Origin of the sequence: Xanthomonas dyei (assembly GCF_002939865.1) — a bacterium.
Taxonomy (GTDB): Bacteria; Pseudomonadota; Gammaproteobacteria; order Xanthomonadales; family Xanthomonadaceae; genus Xanthomonas; species Xanthomonas dyei.
Map to the genome: position 1 here is coordinate 227,360 of NZ_MDEE01000001.1, position 16,337 is coordinate 243,696.

Annotated in this window: 15 protein-coding genes; 8 read left to right on the top strand and 7 right to left on the bottom strand. The window is 65.5% G+C overall.

The genetic code is table 11. The features are described 5' to 3' along the window. Positions 1-186: 186 nt before the first annotated feature. Positions 187-1,239: a type III secretion-associated outer membrane-bound protein HpaM gene (gene hpaM, locus XdyCFBP7245_RS00995; protein ID WP_104613975.1), complete on the top strand. Its 1,053-nt coding sequence runs from the start codon at positions 187-189 to the stop codon at positions 1,237-1,239. A 66-nt stretch (positions 1,240-1,305) separates the two neighbouring features. Here hpaM and asnB read toward each other — a convergent pair whose 3' ends face one another. After that, positions 1,306-3,000, bottom strand: a complete 1,695-nt coding sequence (asnB, locus tag XdyCFBP7245_RS01000) for an asparagine synthase B (protein ID WP_055845080.1) — start codon at positions 2,998-3,000, stop codon at positions 1,306-1,308. On the opposite strand from asnB, the gene XdyCFBP7245_RS24005 reads away from it, so the two are divergent. Next, complete coding sequence (locus XdyCFBP7245_RS24005; protein ID WP_158255495.1) at positions 2,999-3,343, top strand: hypothetical protein; 345 nt, start codon at positions 2,999-3,001, stop codon at positions 3,341-3,343. The genes asnB and XdyCFBP7245_RS24005 overlap by 2 nt on opposite strands. Here XdyCFBP7245_RS24005 and dapE read toward each other — a convergent pair. From dapE to map, 6 genes are all read right to left on the bottom strand, one after another. After that, on the bottom strand, positions 3,296-4,426 hold the full coding sequence (gene dapE, locus XdyCFBP7245_RS01005) for a succinyl-diaminopimelate desuccinylase (protein ID WP_104613976.1): 1,131 nt from the start codon (positions 4,424-4,426) through the stop codon (positions 3,296-3,298). The two genes, XdyCFBP7245_RS24005 and dapE, sit on opposite strands and share 48 nt — an antisense overlap. Positions 4,427-4,641: 215 nt before the next feature. After that, on the bottom strand, positions 4,642-4,998 hold the full coding sequence (locus XdyCFBP7245_RS01010) for a Spx/MgsR family RNA polymerase-binding regulatory protein (protein ID WP_104613977.1): 357 nt from the start codon (positions 4,996-4,998) through the stop codon (positions 4,642-4,644). Further along, a complete protein-coding gene (locus XdyCFBP7245_RS01015) occupies positions 4,995-5,468 on the bottom strand; it encodes a hypothetical protein (RefSeq protein WP_170068427.1) in 474 nt (157 codons plus the stop codon). The genes XdyCFBP7245_RS01010 and XdyCFBP7245_RS01015 overlap by 4 nt, the downstream gene beginning before the upstream one ends. After that, positions 5,465-6,661 carry a 2,3,4,5-tetrahydropyridine-2,6-dicarboxylate N-succinyltransferase gene (gene dapD, locus XdyCFBP7245_RS01020; RefSeq protein WP_104613978.1) on the bottom strand — a complete coding sequence of 399 codons (1,197 nt, stop codon included), beginning with the start codon at positions 6,659-6,661 and terminating at the stop codon, positions 5,465-5,467. Before dapD ends, XdyCFBP7245_RS01015 begins: the two co-directional genes overlap by 4 nt. A 16-nt stretch (positions 6,662-6,677) precedes the next feature. Next, positions 6,678-9,287: a [protein-PII] uridylyltransferase gene (locus tag XdyCFBP7245_RS01025; RefSeq protein WP_104613979.1), complete on the bottom strand. Its 2,610-nt coding sequence runs from the start codon at positions 9,285-9,287 to the stop codon at positions 6,678-6,680. Next, positions 9,284-10,060: a type I methionyl aminopeptidase gene (map, locus tag XdyCFBP7245_RS01030; protein WP_055845099.1), complete on the bottom strand. Its 777-nt coding sequence runs from the start codon at positions 10,058-10,060 to the stop codon at positions 9,284-9,286. The genes XdyCFBP7245_RS01025 and map overlap by 4 nt, the downstream gene beginning before the upstream one ends. Before the next feature lie 318 nt (positions 10,061-10,378). Between map and XdyCFBP7245_RS01035 the strand changes: the two genes are divergently transcribed. From XdyCFBP7245_RS01035 to XdyCFBP7245_RS01060, 6 genes are read left to right on the top strand one after another with little or no spacing between them, the layout of a single operon-like run. After that, positions 10,379-10,903, top strand: a complete 525-nt coding sequence (locus XdyCFBP7245_RS01035; RefSeq protein ID WP_104614233.1) for a Csu type fimbrial protein — start codon at positions 10,379-10,381, stop codon at positions 10,901-10,903. 8 nt (positions 10,904-10,911) lie between these two features. Beyond that, positions 10,912-11,679 carry a fimbrial biogenesis chaperone gene (locus XdyCFBP7245_RS01040; RefSeq protein WP_104613980.1) on the top strand — a complete coding sequence of 256 codons (768 nt, stop codon included), beginning with the start codon at positions 10,912-10,914 and terminating at the stop codon, positions 11,677-11,679. A 16-nt stretch (positions 11,680-11,695) separates the two neighbouring features. Further along, complete coding sequence (locus XdyCFBP7245_RS01045; RefSeq protein ID WP_104613981.1) at positions 11,696-14,044, top strand: fimbria/pilus outer membrane usher protein; 2,349 nt, start codon at positions 11,696-11,698, stop codon at positions 14,042-14,044. After that, positions 14,041-15,075: a Csu type fimbrial protein gene (locus XdyCFBP7245_RS01050; protein WP_170068429.1), complete on the top strand. Its 1,035-nt coding sequence runs from the start codon at positions 14,041-14,043 to the stop codon at positions 15,073-15,075. Before XdyCFBP7245_RS01045 ends, XdyCFBP7245_RS01050 begins: the two co-directional genes overlap by 4 nt. A gap of 48 nt (positions 15,076-15,123) precedes the next feature. Next, entirely contained in the window at positions 15,124-15,450 is a 327-nt protein-coding gene (locus tag XdyCFBP7245_RS01055) for a hypothetical protein (protein ID WP_104613982.1), read from the top strand. A gap of 2 nt (positions 15,451-15,452) precedes the next feature. Further along, positions 15,453-16,166 (top strand): fimbrial biogenesis chaperone, encoded by a 714-nt coding sequence (locus tag XdyCFBP7245_RS01060; RefSeq protein ID WP_104613983.1) that lies wholly within the window; start codon positions 15,453-15,455, stop codon positions 16,164-16,166. The last annotated feature ends 171 nt before the right edge of the window (positions 16,167-16,337 follow it).

Here is a 16,337-nt window from a genome sequence, read left to right on the forward strand (position 1 = left end):
CACCACCGCAACTGCGCGTTGAAGCACAGTTGCACTGCGCACGATTGCCACGCAATGAACCTGCGCCGAATCGCGCAGGCCGTCATGGGCTGGAACTTAACGTTCGGTGGGACACACTAGAGGCCGTCGCGATCTGGAGATCTCTCCACACCGATCGCCCCCCTCCCCTCACTGACCGGAATCCGCATGCCTCAGCTTGCCCGCTCCGTTTCCGCCCTGTTGCCCCTGGTGTTTGCAGCCGCTTGCTCGGCCGCACCACCGGCTAAATCCGGCCCACCCGACGCGCCTGTCGCCAGCTGCACCGCCAAGGTGAAGCCGGGGCAGGATCTGCAAAAGGCCATCGACAAACTGCCGCAAGGCGATACGCCGTCGGTGTTGTGCCTGGAAAAAGGCGAATTTCCGCTCAGTGGGCTGGTCTCGATCCACCGCGGCAACCTGACCTTGCGCGGCAAAGGCCCAAGCACGGTAGTGCGTATGGCCGATGGCGTGCAGCAACCGGCACTGGTGGTGGGAGACTACGAAAACCAGCAGCCGACCGGCGTGATCCGCAATGTCAGCATCGAAGACATGCAGATCGTTGCCAGCACCGGCGACAAGGAATTCATGCCCGAGCGCCCGTACCTGAGCAACAGCGCGGTGGTGGTGCGCTCCGGCCAGGGCATTCGCCTGGCCGGGTTGCAGGTCAACAAGTGCCGTAGCGCCTGTCTGTTGAGCGAATACGACACGCGCGAGATCACTATCGAAAACAACGATGTGTCCGGCGCGATCTGGGACGGTGTGTCGTTCAACCGCACCGCCAAGGTCACCATGGTCAACAACTACATCCACGACAACGTGGCGGCCGGGTTGACCACCGAACATCTGGAAGACAGCGAGATCCGCAACAACCGCTTCGAACGTAACGGCAGTCAGGGCATCTATCTGTCCGATGCGCGGCGCAACCGCTTCAGCAACAACGTGTTCGATGGCAACAAGGTGGCCGGCGTGTTCCTGGCCTGCGCCATCCGCTATCGCACGCCGGAAATCCTGTGCTGGGACAACAGCATGAGTCAGGACAACGTGTTCGAGAACAACCGCTTCTCCAATACGCCGTTCACCTACACCATCGGCGTGGACCGTGCCGCCAACTGCACCGCGGCCGACTTCAAGCCCAACCTGTGGCGCAACAACCAAGCCGATGTGGCCGGTGTGGATATCGAGCCGCAGCGCTACGGCTATTGCGTGCGCCACGAGCAATAAGCACGCGCACTACAGAACGGCCGGCAGCGCGTTAGCGCATGCCGGCCGCTGCAGTTGCAACGCGCCTTACGAGGCCAGTGCCTGTTCGTGCACGCCGGCGATCGCACGGCCCGACGGGTCGGCCATCGCGGCAAAACTCGCGTCCCAGGCAATCGCGGTCGGCGACGAGCACGCAATCGACTTGCCGCCCGGCACGGTTTCTGCCGCCGCCTGGCTCGGGAAAAACTGCTCGAACAGGCTGCGATAGAAATACGCTTCCTTGGTCTGCGGCGGATTGACCGGAAAACGCCGGTCGGCCGCGGCCAGCTCGCGGTCGCTCACATGCGCGGCGGCATGCGCCTTGAGCCCATCGATCCAGCCGTAGCCCACGCCATCGCTGAACTGCTCTTTCTGCCGCCACAGGATCGATTCGGGCAGGTAGCCGGCGAACGCTTCGCGCAGCACGCCCTTTTCCATACGCGTGGCGCCGGTGCTGGTCTTGTCGATCATCTTGAAACTGGCATCCATGCGCATGGCCACATCCAGGAACTCGCGGTCCAGGAACGGCACGCGCGGCTCCACGCCCCAGGCCATCATCGACTTGTTGGCGCGCAGGCAATCGAAGTTGTTGAGTGCATCCAGCTTGCGTACCAACTCCTCATGGAATTCGCGCGCGTTCGGTGCCTTGTGGAAGTACAGATAGCCGCCAAAGATTTCGTCGCTGCCTTCGCCCGACAGCACCATCTTGACGCCCATGGCCTTGATGCGCCGTGCCAGCAAAAACATCGGCGTTGACGCGCGAATGGTGGTCACGTCGTAGGTCTCGATGTGACGGATCACTTCCGGCAACGCGTCCAGGCCCTCTTCGAAGGTGTATTCGAACCCGTGGTGCACGGTGCCCAGCGCTGCGGCGGCGACTTCCGCAGCGGCAAGATCGGGCGAGCCTTTCAAGCCGATCGCGAACGAATGCAGGCGCGGCCACCACGCTTCGGTGGTGTCGTTTTCTTCGATGCGATGCCGTGCATAACGCGCGGCGACGGCTGCGACCAACGACGAATCCAGGCCGCCCGAGAGCAACACGCCGTACGGCACGTCGGTCATCAGCTGACGATGCACCGCCCGCTCGAAGGCTTCGCGCAATTCCTGCAGTTGCACCTGCACGCCTTCCACTTCGCCGTATTCGCGCCAGGCGCGTTCGTAGTAGCGACTCAAGGCGCCGGTGGCGCTGTCGTACCAATGGCCCGGCGGAAACTGTGCGGCATCGGCGCAATCGTCGACCAACGATTTCAGCTCGGAGGCCACCCGCAGGCGGCCTTCGCGATCATGTCCCCAGTACAGCGGCACCACGCCGATCGGGTCGCGCGCGATGATCACGCGCCCGGCCGCCTTGTCCCACAGTGCGAAGGCAAAGATGCCGTTGAGGCGGTTGAGATACGAGGCCGGCGCATCTTCGCGATACAACGCGTTGATCACCTCGCAATCGGAGCCGGTCTGGAAGGCGTACGGCTGCTGCAGCTCCTGCTTGAGTTCGCGATGGTTATAGATTTCGCCATTCACCGCCAAGGCCAGCTGCCCATCTTCCGAGAGTAAGGGCTGCGAGCCGCCGGCCGGGTCGACGATGGCCAGCCGCTCGTGCACCAGGATCGCGCCGGTGTCGACATACACGCCGCTCCAGTCCGGACCGCGATGCCGCTGCCGCTGCGAACATTCCAGCGCCTGCCGGCGCAGGGCCTGAAGATCGTCGCCGGGTTGCAGGCCGAAAATGCCGAAGATGGAACACATGGAAACACTCCTGATGAAACTGCGGGGATGGATGGCCGGCGGACGAGCATGCTGCTTGGACGTGACGCCCAAAAAAAAACCCACATCGGCCGATGCGGGTTTTCTGATTCCTGGGCGTTTGGGTGTACTTCGCCTAGTCGCAGACCCGCGTCGGCCGCGCACGATTATTCGCGCGCAGCGTGTTGCGGTTGGCGTTATTAAGCTTGGCGAGGCGGATGACCATGCAGGCGACGCTAACCGTTCGTTTTCGCTGGCGCAACTGTTTCAGCGGCAACGACGGCGGCGCAATGGTCGCTCAACCGATCAACAAGCGTTCGACAAGCGTGCGGTACAGCGACGGTAACGCCTCCAGATCGGCCACGCGCACATGCTCGTCGACCTGGTGGATCGACGCGTTGACCGGGCCGACCTCGATGCATTGCGCACCCAGCGGCGCGATGAAGCGCGCATCGGAGGTGCCGCCTCCGGTGCTCTCTTCCGGCGGTGCGCCGGCGAACTGGCCCAACACTTCGCGCGCAACGCTGCGCAGGCGCCCCTCGGGCGTGTAGAACGGCTCGCCGCTGCGGTGCCAGCGCACGCTGTAATCCAGCGCATGGCGATCCAGCACTGCGGTGATTTCTGCCTCCAGACGCGACGCATCCCACTGCGGGGTGTAACGCAGATTGAAGGCCACCTGCAGCTCACCGGGGATCACGTTATTGGCGCCGGTGCCGGCATGGATGTTGGAAATCTGCAGGCTGGTGGGCGGGAAACTTTCGAAGCCGTCGTCCCAGCGCCGTGCGACCAATTCGGCCAACGCGGGCGCTGCCAGATGGATCGGGTTGCGCGCCTTGTGCGGATACGCCACATGCCCTTGCACGCCGTTGACGGTCAGCGTGCCGGACAGGCTGCCGCGGCGTCCAACCCGCAGCAGGTCGCCCAGCCGCTCGGTGGACGATGGCTCGCCGGTGATGCACCAATCGATCGCTTGCCCACGTTCGCGGAACAGATCGGCCACACGCCGCACGCCATCGATGGCATCGCCTTCCTCGTCGGAGGTCAACAACACCGCCAACGTGCCGAGGTGCTCCGCATGGGCGGCGACAAACTGCTCGGCGGCAATCACGAACGCAGCCACGCTGCCTTTCATGTCGGCGGCACCACGCCCGTACAGCACGCCATCGCGGATCTGCGGATCGAACGGATCACTGGTCCACGCCTCGCGCGGGCCAGGCGGTACCACATCGGTATGCCCAAGCAGTACCAGCACCGGCGCGCCGCTCCCGTGCGTGGCCCACAGATTGTCGACTTCGCCCAAGCGCAGGTGTTCGCAGGCGAATCCGGCAGCGGCCAGGCGCTGCGCGATCACGGCCTGGCAGCCGGCATCCACCGGGGTCACCGAGGCGCGTGCAATCAAATCACGAGTCAGATCCAGCACATCACTCATCGAAACATCACCATAGCGAGGCCGCACCAGCGGCGTGGATGGATCATGGACAGCGTAGAGCAAGCGCACTGATCAGGTCCGCGCCGCGCGCGTTGATCACCGCTCGCGGCGCGTCGTGGTACGGCGGTCCAAACTGCACCCAGCATGGCCGTCTATCGCCACCGCACCAGCCACCGCTGCGGCGGCATTGCCGGCACCGTCGCGACTGCAGCTGCTCAGCCCACACCAAACGCTTTCTTGAAGCCGTTATCGGAAAAGCCCTGGGTCAATGCACCGTCATCGGTCACCACTACCGGCCGGCGGATCAGCTGCGGATACTCGCGCAATAACAGCTTCCACTCCGCCTCCGAGCCGGGCGCCTTCTTGTTGCCGGGCAGCTGCCGCCAGGTGGTGGACGACTTGTTGATCAGGGCATCGAATCCGCCCGCCTTGCCGGCCCACTCCAGCAGTGTCTCCGGCGACGTCTTGTTGTCGCGGTAATCCACAAACGTGTAAGCGACACCGAAGCGGTCCAGCCACTTGGTGGCCTTCTTGCAGGTGTCGCAGTTCTTCAATCCATACAACGTGGTCATGTCGTGCTCTCTTCAACTGCCTGGTGCGCGCCTGCACGCGCCAGCAGGGTGGTGGCCAACGCGGTGGGGTCTTGCCCGCGCGCAGGCAGGAACACCACCCGTGCGCGCTCACCGTGGAATTTCAACGCCAGCCGCACCGGTGGAACCAGCCAGGCCGGATCGACTGCACGCAGCTGCGCCAGGTCCACACGCTGCGACCGCCCCTGCTGCACGATCTCCAGCGCATCGCCGGCATCGCGCACCTGCGCCCATCGCCTGCACAACACGATATGCCGCACGGTCAGCCCTAGCATCGCGACAGGCGCCAGCCAGCGCAGCACATCCAGCTGCTGTGGGACGCCGTCGCGCGCCAGCGAGCCCGCCACGTAGACAGCCACCCAGCTCAGCCACAGCGCCGGGATGCCCCATCGTATCCAGCCGCTGGCTGGACGCGACAGCAAGGTGCCGGCAGGGGCGTGTGCGGTACTCAATCGGCCAGACCGCGCAGCAGCTCGTTGATGCTGGTCTTGCTGCGCGTCCTGGCATCCACCTGCTTGACGATCACCGCGCAATACAGCGAATGCGAGCCGTCCTTGGACGGCAACTGGCCGGATACCACCACGCTGTACGGCGGCACATAGCCATAGGAAATTTCGCCGGTAGCGCGGTTGTAGATCCGCGTGCTCTGCGAAATGAACACGCCCATGCCGATCACGCTGTGATGGCCGATGACCACGCCTTCGACCACTTCCGACCGCGCACCGATGAAGCAATGGTCTTCGATGATGGTCGGGCTGGCCTGCAGCGGTTCGAGCACGCCACCGATTCCGGCACCGCCGGACAGATGGCAGTGCTTGCCGATCTGCGCGCACGAACCCACCGTGGCCCAGGTATCGACCATGGTGCCTTCGCCGACATAGGCGCCGATATTGGTGAAGCTCGGCATCAGCACCACGTCCTTGCCGAAATAGGTGCCGCGACGCGCGACCGCACCGGGCACCACGCGCACACCAGCCTTGCGGAAGTCGGCTTCATGGAAACCGGCAAAGCGCGATTCCACCTTGTCCCAGAACGGCGCCGGCTGCGCGTCGATCACCGCCATCTCATTGACGCGGAAATACAGCAGCACCGCTTTCTTCAGCCACGCGTTGACGGTCCAGCCGCCCTGCCCGTCCGGCTCGGCCACGCGGAATTCGCCACTCTCCAGGCCATCGATCACGCGGGTGACGATCGCGCGGGTGGAGCCGTCGATCTCGTCCATCGTCAAGGTGGCGCGGCGCTCGAAGGCGCTTTCGATGCCGAACTTCAGTTCATCGTTACCCACATGGGTTGCCGCGCTGTGCACGGCCTGCTCGGCAATCGGCCGTTTCTTCGCAGCGGCCGCCTTCTTTGCAGCTGGCGCCGACACCACGCCGGTCGCCTGCCTGGCCACGCGCGGTGCGCTGGCGGTCTTCTTTTCAGCAGGCTTCTTTACAGCAGCCTTGTTTACAGCGGTGTTCTTGACCGGCGCGGCCTTGCCCGCCGCCGTCTTGACGGCACCCTTCCTGCCGACGCTCGCGACCGGCTTGGTCGTGTCTGCTGCGGGCGTCTTTCCGGCCTTGGCGGTGGAGGTGGCTGCGCGCTTGGGTGCGGCGCTGGCGGTGGTGGCGCCGGGCTTGCGCGCGGTCTTCTTGGTGGTGGCCATGGGGTCTCCGGACGGACTAGGTGGGGTCGAGACAGGCGCACAACGCATCGCGCAGGGCCTGCCGGGCGGATTCGGACAACGGGCGATCGTGCTCGTCGGTGATCTGGAACTGATCTTCCGCACGCTCGCCAAAGGTGGCGATGCGCGCATCGTGCACGCGCAGATGTTGCATGCGCAGGACATGCGCGACATCGGCCAGCAGGCCGGGGCGATCGGGGGCGACCAGACTGATGCGGGTGCGGCGGCCGCCGGCGCTTTCGCTGAATTCCACCCGCGGCGCGAAGCGAAAATGCCGCAACTGGCGAGGTACGACACGCCGCGATGGCCGTACTTTTTGCAGGTCGCCGGCCAGCACCTGGCGTAGCGCGGCGGCAAGACGCTGCGGATCGCCATCGGCATAGCCTTCCTGCGGCAGCACTTCGAACACGTCGAAGATCGCATCGTGCGGCGCATCCAGCACGCGCGCGCGATGGATGCCGTAGCCCTTGCGATCCAGCGTGGCGACGATCGCCGAAAATAGGCCATCGCGGTCTGGCGAATACACGAACAGTTCCAACGCATCGTTGTCCGGCACCGCACGACGCGCCTTGACCAGGGTCTGGCCGATCTGCACTTCGATCAGCGAGACGGCCTGCCAGGCGAGTTGCTCGGGACGGAAGCGCAGGAAGTTTTCGTCCGGCATGCCGGCGAACTGGCGGTCGATGGTGGCATCGTCATGGCCTTGCGCCTGCATCAGCGCGCGTGCGGAGTCGCGCGCTTCGCGCAAGCGTTCGGCGCGCGGCGGCGGATGTTCCAGGCCTTCGCGCAGCGCGCGACGCGCAGCGAAATACAGATCCGCCAGCAGCCGGTCCTTCCACGCATTCCACAGCTTGGGGCTGGTGCCGGCGATGTCGGCGCAGGTCAACAGATACAGATAATCCAGACGCTCGCGAGTGCCGACCAGGGTGGCGAAGCGATGGATCACCTCCGGGTCGGAGATGTCCTGCTTTTGCGCAGTCACCGACATGCGCAGGTGCTGCTCCACCAGCCAGGTCACCAGTTCGGTATCGCCTTCGCTGAGCCGATGCGCAAGACAGAACGCGCGCGCATCCACTGCGCCCAGTTCGGAATGATCCCCGCCACGGCCTTTGGCGATGTCGTGAAACAACCCGGCCAGCAGCAGCAATTCCGGCTTGCGCAGGCGCGGCCAGACTTCGTGGGTGATCGAAAAACGCTCGTCGGCACGGCCGGCGGCGAATAGCGCGATGTTCCGCAGCACCATCAGCGTGTGCTGGTCCACCGTGTAGACGTGGAACAGGTCGAACTGCATGCGCCCGGACACACTGGCAAACGCCGGAATCCACTGCCCCAGCACACCCAGCCGCGCCATGCGATTGAGCGTTTCCACCGCACGCGGGCCGCGCAGCAGCGCCATGAAACGGTCGCGCGTGGCGGCATCGGCCACGTCGTAAGCCGGCAGTTGCTGCAGTACTTCAGCCAGCGCGCGTGCGGTCAACGAATGCAGCCCGCGCACATCGCGATGCGCGGCCCACTGCGCAAACAGCGCGAACACCCGCAGCACATCGCCATCCGGCCAGCTGTCGGCATCGGCGGCCAGGTAGCCGCGACGCAAGCTGAAACCGTCGCCCAGCGGCTCCGGTACCGCGTCGCCATCGAACTGTTCTTCAAAGCGCTGCAGCAGCCGGTCGCTGATCCGGCGGATCAACGCAGCGCTACGGTAGAAGCGCTGCATCATTTTTTCTACGCCCAGACTTTCCGGGTCGTCGGCAAAGCCCAGCCGCTGCGCCAGGGTCTTTTGATAATCGAAACGCAGGCGTTCTTCCGGCCGGTTGGCCACGATATGCAGGCCGAAGCGCAGCCGCGCCAGTTCTTCGCGCTCGCGCCGCAATGCAGCCGCTTCGTCGAAGCCGACATGGCCCAGCCCGACCAATGCTTCCAGATCCTTGACCCCGAACGCACGCAACGCCATCCAGCCCAGGGTCTGCAAATCGCGCAGGCCACCCGGGCCGTCCTTGATGTCGGGTTCGAGGTTATCGGCGGTGTCGCCAAACCGCTGATGCCGTGCCAGCAATTCTTCGCGCTTGGCCTGGAAGAAATCGCGCGGCGGCCACACCCATTGCGGCGCGATCGCCGCAGCCAGTGCCGCGCGCGCGTCGCCATCGGCAACCAACGGCCGCGACTCGATCAACGCGGTGAGCACAGTCTGATCGATCGCCGCGGCGGTGCACTGCGCCGGCGAGCGCACCGCGTGACTGATCGGCAGCCCCACGTCCCACAACAACGCGAACAAGCGGGCCAGCGCCTGCTCGTGGCGCTGCTGCACAGCGCTGTCGCCCAGTACCAACACGTCCACGTCCGAACGCGGAAATAGCTCGCCGCGGCCATACCCACCAACCGCATGCAACGACAGGCCGCTATCGGCTGGGATGCAGCGGGTCCAGGCGTTGCGCATCAACTGGTCGACTGCGCGTGCGCGTAACGCAACCAACCGTTCGATCGGCTCGCCCTGATCGAAGCGTTTGCACAACCGCATGTCCGCGTGCACCAGCAGCGGACGGGCCTGCGCGGCCCATTCCGCATCGCCGGCGACGCCCGGGTCGGGTCGATCCGCCGGCGTGTCGGTCATACCGGCGCGGGCGAATTGGCCGACAGCGTGAGCACATCCACGCCGTCTTCGGTCACCGCGACCATGTGCTCCCACTGCGCGGACAACTTGCGGTCCTTGGTCACAACGGTCCAGCCGTCGGGCAGTGTCTTATGGTGATAGGTGCCTTCGTTGATCATCGGCTCGATGGTGAAGGTCATGCCCGGCTTGAGTACCAGGCCTTCGCCCGGACGGCCGTAATGCATCACCTGCGGTTCGTCGTGATAGACCTTGCCGATGCCGTGGCCACAGTAGTCGCGCACCACGCTGAAACGTTCGGCCTCGGCAAACTTTTGGATCGCATGGCCCACATCGCCCAGCGTGGCGCCCGGCTTGACCGCGCGGATGCCGCGCCACATCGCTTCATAGGTGGTGTCCACCAGGCGTTTGGCCATTACCGACGGCGTGCCCACGTAATACATGCGGCTGGTGTCGCCGTGCCAGCCGTCCTTGATGACGGTGACATCGATATTGACGATGTCGCCTTCCTTCAACACCTTGGCCGCGCTCGGAATGCCGTGACAGATCACGTTATTGACCGAGGTGCACACGCTCTTGGGAAAGCCGCGATAGCCGACGTTGGCAGGAATGGTGCCCTGCACGTTGACGATGTGGTCGTGGCAGATGCGGTCGAGCTCGGCAGTGGTCACGCCCGGCTTGACGTGCGGGCCAACGATGTCGAGCACCTCGGCGGCCAGACGACCGGCGATACGCATCAGTTCGATTTCTTCTTTGGTTTTTAGATTGACGCTCATGGTCCCGATTATCGCCGATCCGGGCTGAATCTGAACGACTTGCGTCAGCGTTTTTTGCAGGACGTTGTGTCGACAGCACAAACGGACCGGGCAACAGGAAACCGTCGCCAGCGCCTATTCATGTGTGACGCAGTTCTTCGCGCGTCAAATATTGCATGAGCGGAGTCATCTGCAGGACATCGCAAATCCGGCAAAAGAACCAAACAAAACAGCTAGATACAAGATGAATTCACCGTTATGTTTGGCACGACCGATGCATTGCAGGGAGGGCGACACCTCGTCGCGCCACCAAAGACCTGACCGGTCAAGGAAATGTCCATGCGTACTGTCCACCCTGTCCTGCTCTCCCTCGGCCTGCTCTCGACCATCGGCATGGCGACTGCAGCAGACACCACCACCTTCACCGTCAAGATCGCCGTCACCAAGGCTTGCACCATCACCGCCGCCTCCGCCACGGACGTCGACTTCGGTTCGGTGCTCTCCACCTCGACCGCCAACGCCGATGCGAACGGCAGCGTGACCGCCCAATGCACCGCGCTGACGCCCTACAACATCGCGTTGAGCGCAGGCAGCAACGCGGGCACCGCCAACGATGTGACAACCCGCCGCATGAAGAACGCCGACCCGCTGGTCACCACCAACAACTTCATCGCCTACCAGCTCTATCAGGATCTGGGCCGCAGCACGGTCTGGGGCAGCACCACCGGCACCAACACCCTGAGCCGCACCGCCACCGGCATCAACCAGGTCTACCCGGTCTACGGTCGTGTGACCAACCCGTCAGTCAACAACGCTGCGACCGGTAGCTACCAGGACACGATCACCGCGACCATCGTCTATTGAGCTCACGTATGCCATCGCAACCGTTGCCGTCGCGCCTTCGTGCGTGGCTGGTCCCGCTGGGACTGGCCCTGGGCCTGTCGCTGAGCGGCACCTGGCTGTTGCCGCCTGCACGGGCGGCCAGCCTGCAGCTGGCGCCGACCTCGCTGACCCTGAGCGCCGAACAGACCGCCGATGGCCTATGGCTGAGCAACAGTGGCGGCGCGCCGGTGCAGGTGCAGACCCGCGCCTATCGCTGGACCCAGCGCGATGGGCAGGACCAGCTCGATCCGACCCAGGAAATCCTGATCAGCCCGCCGATGCGCACCTTGGCTGCAGGCGAGCGCCAACTGATTCGCGTGATCCGCGCCGGGCCTGCGCCCACTCGCCAGGAGCTCTGCTATCGCATCATCGTCGACGAACTGCCCAGCGCCGATGCCGATCGCAAGGGCATGCAGTTCGTGCTGCGCTACTCGGTGCCGATCTTCGTGCTGCCGCACGGCAAGACCGAGCACACGCCCTCGCTGAGCGCGCAGGTGGTCGCCGGCACCGACGGCACTGCGCAGATTCAGATCAGCAACAGCGGCTCCGGGCATGCGCAGGTCGCCGATCTGCAGCACCGGGTCGATGGCGCAACCAAGACCACCTTGAACGGCTTGGTCGGCTACGTGTTACCGGGCCAGACCATGCGCTGGTCGCTGGGCGCACCACTGGCGCAGTTCGGCCGCGGTTCCATTGTCGCAAGGATCAATGGTGAGGCTAACGAACGCACCCTGTTGGCCGCGCCTGCGGCGCCGTGATGCGGCCCGGCTGGCGATGACGCTGCTTGCGACCGCCACCGCGCTGGCGAACGCCATGGCTGGCGACCTGGCCGATGTCGCAGCGTTGCCCGACCAAGTTGCGCCGGCCGCCGCCACACAAGCGCAGTCGCTGTATCTGGACGTCACCTTGAATCAGGCCGACCGCGGCCTGGCGCCGTTCGAACTGGTCGACGGTCATCTGCGTGGCTCGGTGGAAACGCTGCGCAAACTCGGCTTCATCCTGGCCGATCGCGCACCGGACGCATTGATCGATCTGGATCTATTGCCCGATGTGGAAGTGCGCTACGACGCCGCACTGCAGCGGCTCGCGCTGCAGGTGCCGCTGGCACAGCTGTCGCTGTCCACCACGATCCTCAAGCCGGAAGAAGTCGCTCCGCCCAGCGCCACCGCATCGCCGGGCATGCTGCTCAATTACGACTTTTATGCCACGCGCAATGCCGGTTCCAGCAGCATGTCGCTGGCCACCGAACTGCGCGGCTTCGGCCTGGGCCGCGGCATGGTCGATACCACGGCCGTCTTCCTGGCCTACGACCGCCCGCAGGACCAACGTTGGCGCAGCGAGGCGGTGCGCCTGGACAGCGCCTGGCAGATGGATTTTCCAGACAGCGCCACCAGCCTGCGGGTAGGCGATTTTTATAGCGGCTTCGTCGACTGGAGCCGTTCGCTGCGGCTGGGCGGCGTGCAGATCGGCCGCAATTACGCGCTGCAGCCGTATCGCGTGCTGACCCCAACGCCCAGCTTCCTGGCCGAAGCGGCGGCGCCCTCCACGGTGGAGCTGTATGTCGATGGCCTGCGTCAATACAGCGGCCAGGTACCGGCCGGGCCGTTTCAACTGGCCGCGCAACCGGGAATCAGCGGCACCGGGCAGGCGCAGATCGTGGTGACCGATGCCTTCGGCCGGGTGCGTCGGCTGGACTTCGCGTTTTACGGCACGCCGCAACTGCTGGCGCGCGGCATTTCCGAGTGGTCGGCAGGCATCGGCCAGCTGCGCCGCGACTACGGTGTGCGTTCGTTTTCCTATGCCTCGCATCCGGTCGCAAGCGCCAGCTTGCGCAAGGGATTGCGCGACGACTTCACCATCGAGGCGCACACCGAAGCCGGCGGCGGCGTGGTCAATGCTGGCGCAGGCGGGGTGTGGTTGCTCGGCGCTGGCGGTGTGTTCAATGCGGCCTACGCACACAGCAGAATGCATGCGCTGCGTGGCGGCCAGTCTGTGCTGGGCTACGCCTGGAATAACCGGCGTTTCAACGTGAATCTGGGCACCCAGCGCACCCACGGCGATTACCGCGATCTGGGCGCATTGCAGGGCAGCCTGCCGGCGCGCGTCAGCGACCGCGCCGCGTTCGGCGTCAACGTCGACCCGATCGGCTCGCTGGGCACCAGCTATGTGCGCCTGAGCTACCCGCAAGGCGACACCTCGCGTTATGCCAGCGTGTTCTGGTCGCGCAGCTTCGGGCGCAACTGGGCCGCCAATCTATCCGGCAATCAGAACCTGGATATCCGCAGCGACCGCAGCCTGTATCTGTCGCTGTCCACCACCTTCGGCGAATTGCGCCAGGCCAGCGCGTCGATGCAGCGCAACGGCAATCGCACCGGGTTTGTGGCCGATGTCAGCCAACCGCTGCCCGGCGACGGCGACCTGGGCGGCATCGGTTGGCGCCTGCAGGCACGCACCGGCGACGATGCCAGCGGCGGGCTGGCCGAGCTGGGCTGGTTGAACCGCATCGGCCGCTACAACTTTGGCGTGGCCACCCAGGACGGCAACAGGTTCGGTTACGCCAGCGCCAGCGGCAGCCTGGTGTGGATGGACGGCCGCAGCTTTGCGGCACGCGACGTCCAGGACGCGTTCGCGGTGGTGTCCACCGACGGCCAGGCCGGCATTCCGGTACGGCTGGAGAACCGCTTGATCGGCGTCACCGATGCACGCGGCACCTTGTTGGTGACGCCATTGCAATCGTGGCAGCGCAATCAGTTATCGATCGACACGCTGAGCCTGCCGGCGGATCTGCGCGTGGATCGCGTCGACACCACGGTGACGCCGCGTCAGCAATCCGGGGTGGCGGTGCGCTTTGGCATCACCCGCGTGCGGTCTGCGGTGATTGTCTTGCACGACGCCAACGGCGCACCGGTGCCAGTGGGCAGCGTGGCGCAGCGCGAAGGCGATGCCGAACGCGTGGTAGTCGGCTACGACGGCGAAAGCTATCTGGACAATCTGCAGAACGACAACCGCATCCTGGTGGAGTTGCCGGAAGGCCGCTGTATCGCGCAGTTCGCCTATCCGGCCGACGCCGGCCGCATTCCGCGGGTCGGCCCGTTGCGCTGCATCGCGGAGCCGGCGCCGTGAGCGTGCATGCGCTCTGGCGGGTCTTGCTTGCGCTGAGCCTTGCACTGCTGTGGCTGACGCCCAGCCAGCCGGCGCATGCCGATACCACCTGCACGGTGACGTTGGGGACGCCCTTGGCCTTCGGCAACGTGGCCGCCAATGGCGCCACCGATGCGGTCGCGAGCTTCACTGTGTCCTGCGCCACCACCGCGCTCAGCGTGCTGGGCCAGGCGCGGGTGACGCTGTGCCTGGACCTGGGGCCCGGCAGTGCCAGCGCAGGCGTGTATACGCCGCGCCGCATGCTCAACGCCACCAGCGATGCATTGAGTTATCAGATCTACAGCGATGCGGCGCGCACGCAGGTCTGGGGCGCCACCGGATCGAGCACGCCGTCGCCGCTGGTACTGAGTTTCGCCTATTCGGTACCGATCCTGGTCGGCGGCTCGCAGACCACCACGGTCACCTTCTACGGACGCATTCCCGGCAGCCAGACGCTGTCGGTGGGCAACCACACCAGCAGCTTCGGCGGCGCCGATACGGTGATGCGCTACGCCTACAACGAAAGCATCATCGGCGGCATCCAGTCGCCGGCCAACTGCAACACGGGCGGCAGCGGCGCCAAGACCGCCAGCAATGCATTCCCGTTCACCGCCTCGGCCGATGTGCCGGCGCGCTGCAATACCTATGTCACCACCGATCTGGATTTCGGCAGCATCGCCGGCAGCATCGACACCCAGATCGACCGCAGCTCGACCATCAGCCTGGCCTGCACCAACCGCACCGCCTGGAACATCGGCCTGGACGTCGGCGTCAACGCCAGCGGCACCACCCGACGGATGCGCCACGCCAGCAGCGCCAACTTCATCACCTACGAGCTCTACAAGGACCCGGGCCGCAGCAGCCGCTGGGGCACCACGATCGGGGTCGATACCCTGGCCGGCACCGGCAACGGGGTCGCGCAGACGGTGACGGTCTATGGCCGCGCGCCGGCGCCGCAGCTACCCATCGCCGGCGCCTACAACGACACGGTGACCGTCTCGATCACTTACTGACCGTTAATTAAGTTCGCACCAGGGGCGTCGCTATTTGTAACGTCTCCAATGCAAACGATTGCCTTCATGACGCCGGTCACCCTGATTAAGTGCTTCACGCTGGTCGCCCTCGCTTGCAGCGCCGCTGCCGCAACCGCGTCGACAAACCGTGGCCCGGACAACTCCAGCCTGCACATCGGCCTGCGTCTGCTCAGCGGTTGCGAGCTGCGCACCACCCCGCCGCGCGCCAGCTGCTCGCGCGGCACGCCGGTCGCGGTTGTGCAGCCATCGCTCACCGTGGACGCCCTCTCGACTACCAGCACCGGCCAGGACGCCAGCGCACTTGCCGGGCCTGCGCCTGTCGGTGCAGCGCGCATCACCACCATCGCATTCTGAGCATGGCCGCCGCCCGTCCGCGCTGGAGCTGGAGCTTGCCGATGCTGGGACTGCTCTGCATGGCTGCCAGCGGCCACGCTGGCGCTGCCGAGATCGCCATCGCTCCGACCACCGCCCACATCCCGGCCGACAGCAACCAGGCGGCCGTGTGGCTTTACAACCAGGCCGCGCAACCCTGGCGCGCCGACGCCAAGCTCTACCGCTGGCGCCAGGACGGCGGGCGCGAGCTGCTGGAACCGGCCACCGGCGCCACCGTCAGCCCCAGCCAGTTCGAAATCCCGGCGCAAGGCCGCCAGCTGTTGCGGGTCATCCGCCTCGGCCCCAGCCCGGCCCGGATAGAAGACAGCTATCGGCTGGTGGTGACCCAGCACGCGGTCGGCGATGAAGCCGAGCTGCTGCGCTATTCCACGCCGGTGTTTGCGATGCCGAGCGAGCCGGGCGAGCCGCACCCTCAGCTACAGGCGACGCTATCCGGGCAGGGCAGCGGCCGCACCTTGCACGTCTACAATGCCGGCGTGCACCACGCCCGCCTGGCCGACCTGGCCTTCATCGATGCCGGCGGGACCCGCCACAGCATCGGCAACGATCTGGCCGGCTATGTGCTGCCCGGCCAGACCCGGCAATGGCTGCTACCGGCCACACTATCGGCCGGTCTGGGCCGCTTCGTGGCCCGCGTCAACAGCGACACCGAAACCACCCTCGCCCTGCAGCCCTGAATCACGCGCCCGCCGGTCCGCAGCTCCGCTGGAATCCCAGATTGCATACACCCGGCCTGGCGGCTATACTCCGCCGGCTGTTTTGCGTCTTTGCCGCATTGCATCGTCCACGTCGGACGTCACCGACGAATCCACACCTGCTGCCGCCATCCGTGCCGGGGTGCCCTCACA

Bases quoted from the DNA above. Each gene is read 5' to 3' on its own strand.
- hpaM (WP_104613975.1), top strand. From the start codon at position 187: ATGCCTCAGCTTGCCCGCTCCGTTTCCGCCCTGTTGCCCCTGGTGTTT.
- XdyCFBP7245_RS24005 (WP_158255495.1), top strand. From the start codon at position 2,999: ATGGAAACACTCCTGATGAAACTGCGGGGATGGATGGCCGGCGGACGA.
- asnB (WP_055845080.1), bottom strand. From the start codon at position 3,000: ATGTGTTCCATCTTCGGCATTTTCGGCCTGCAACCCGGCGACGATCTT.
- dapE (WP_104613976.1), bottom strand. From the start codon at position 4,426: ATGAGTGATGTGCTGGATCTGACTCGTGATTTGATTGCACGCGCCTCG.
- XdyCFBP7245_RS01010 (WP_104613977.1), bottom strand. From the start codon at position 4,998: ATGACCACGTTGTATGGATTGAAGAACTGCGACACCTGCAAGAAGGCC.
- dapD (WP_104613978.1), bottom strand. From the start codon at position 6,661: ATGGCCACCACCAAGAAGACCGCGCGCAAGCCCGGCGCCACCACCGCC.
- XdyCFBP7245_RS01025 (WP_104613979.1), bottom strand. From the start codon at position 9,287: ATGACCGACACGCCGGCGGATCGACCCGACCCGGGCGTCGCCGGCGAT.
- map (WP_055845099.1), bottom strand. From the start codon at position 10,060: ATGAGCGTCAATCTAAAAACCAAAGAAGAAATCGAACTGATGCGTATC.
- XdyCFBP7245_RS01035 (WP_104614233.1), top strand. From the start codon at position 10,379: ATGCGTACTGTCCACCCTGTCCTGCTCTCCCTCGGCCTGCTCTCGACC.
- XdyCFBP7245_RS01040 (WP_104613980.1), top strand. From the start codon at position 10,912: ATGCCATCGCAACCGTTGCCGTCGCGCCTTCGTGCGTGGCTGGTCCCG.
- XdyCFBP7245_RS01045 (WP_104613981.1), top strand. From the start codon at position 11,696: ATGACGCTGCTTGCGACCGCCACCGCGCTGGCGAACGCCATGGCTGGC.
- XdyCFBP7245_RS01055 (WP_104613982.1), top strand. From the start codon at position 15,124: ATGCAAACGATTGCCTTCATGACGCCGGTCACCCTGATTAAGTGCTTC.
- XdyCFBP7245_RS01060 (WP_104613983.1), top strand. From the start codon at position 15,453: ATGGCCGCCGCCCGTCCGCGCTGGAGCTGGAGCTTGCCGATGCTGGGA.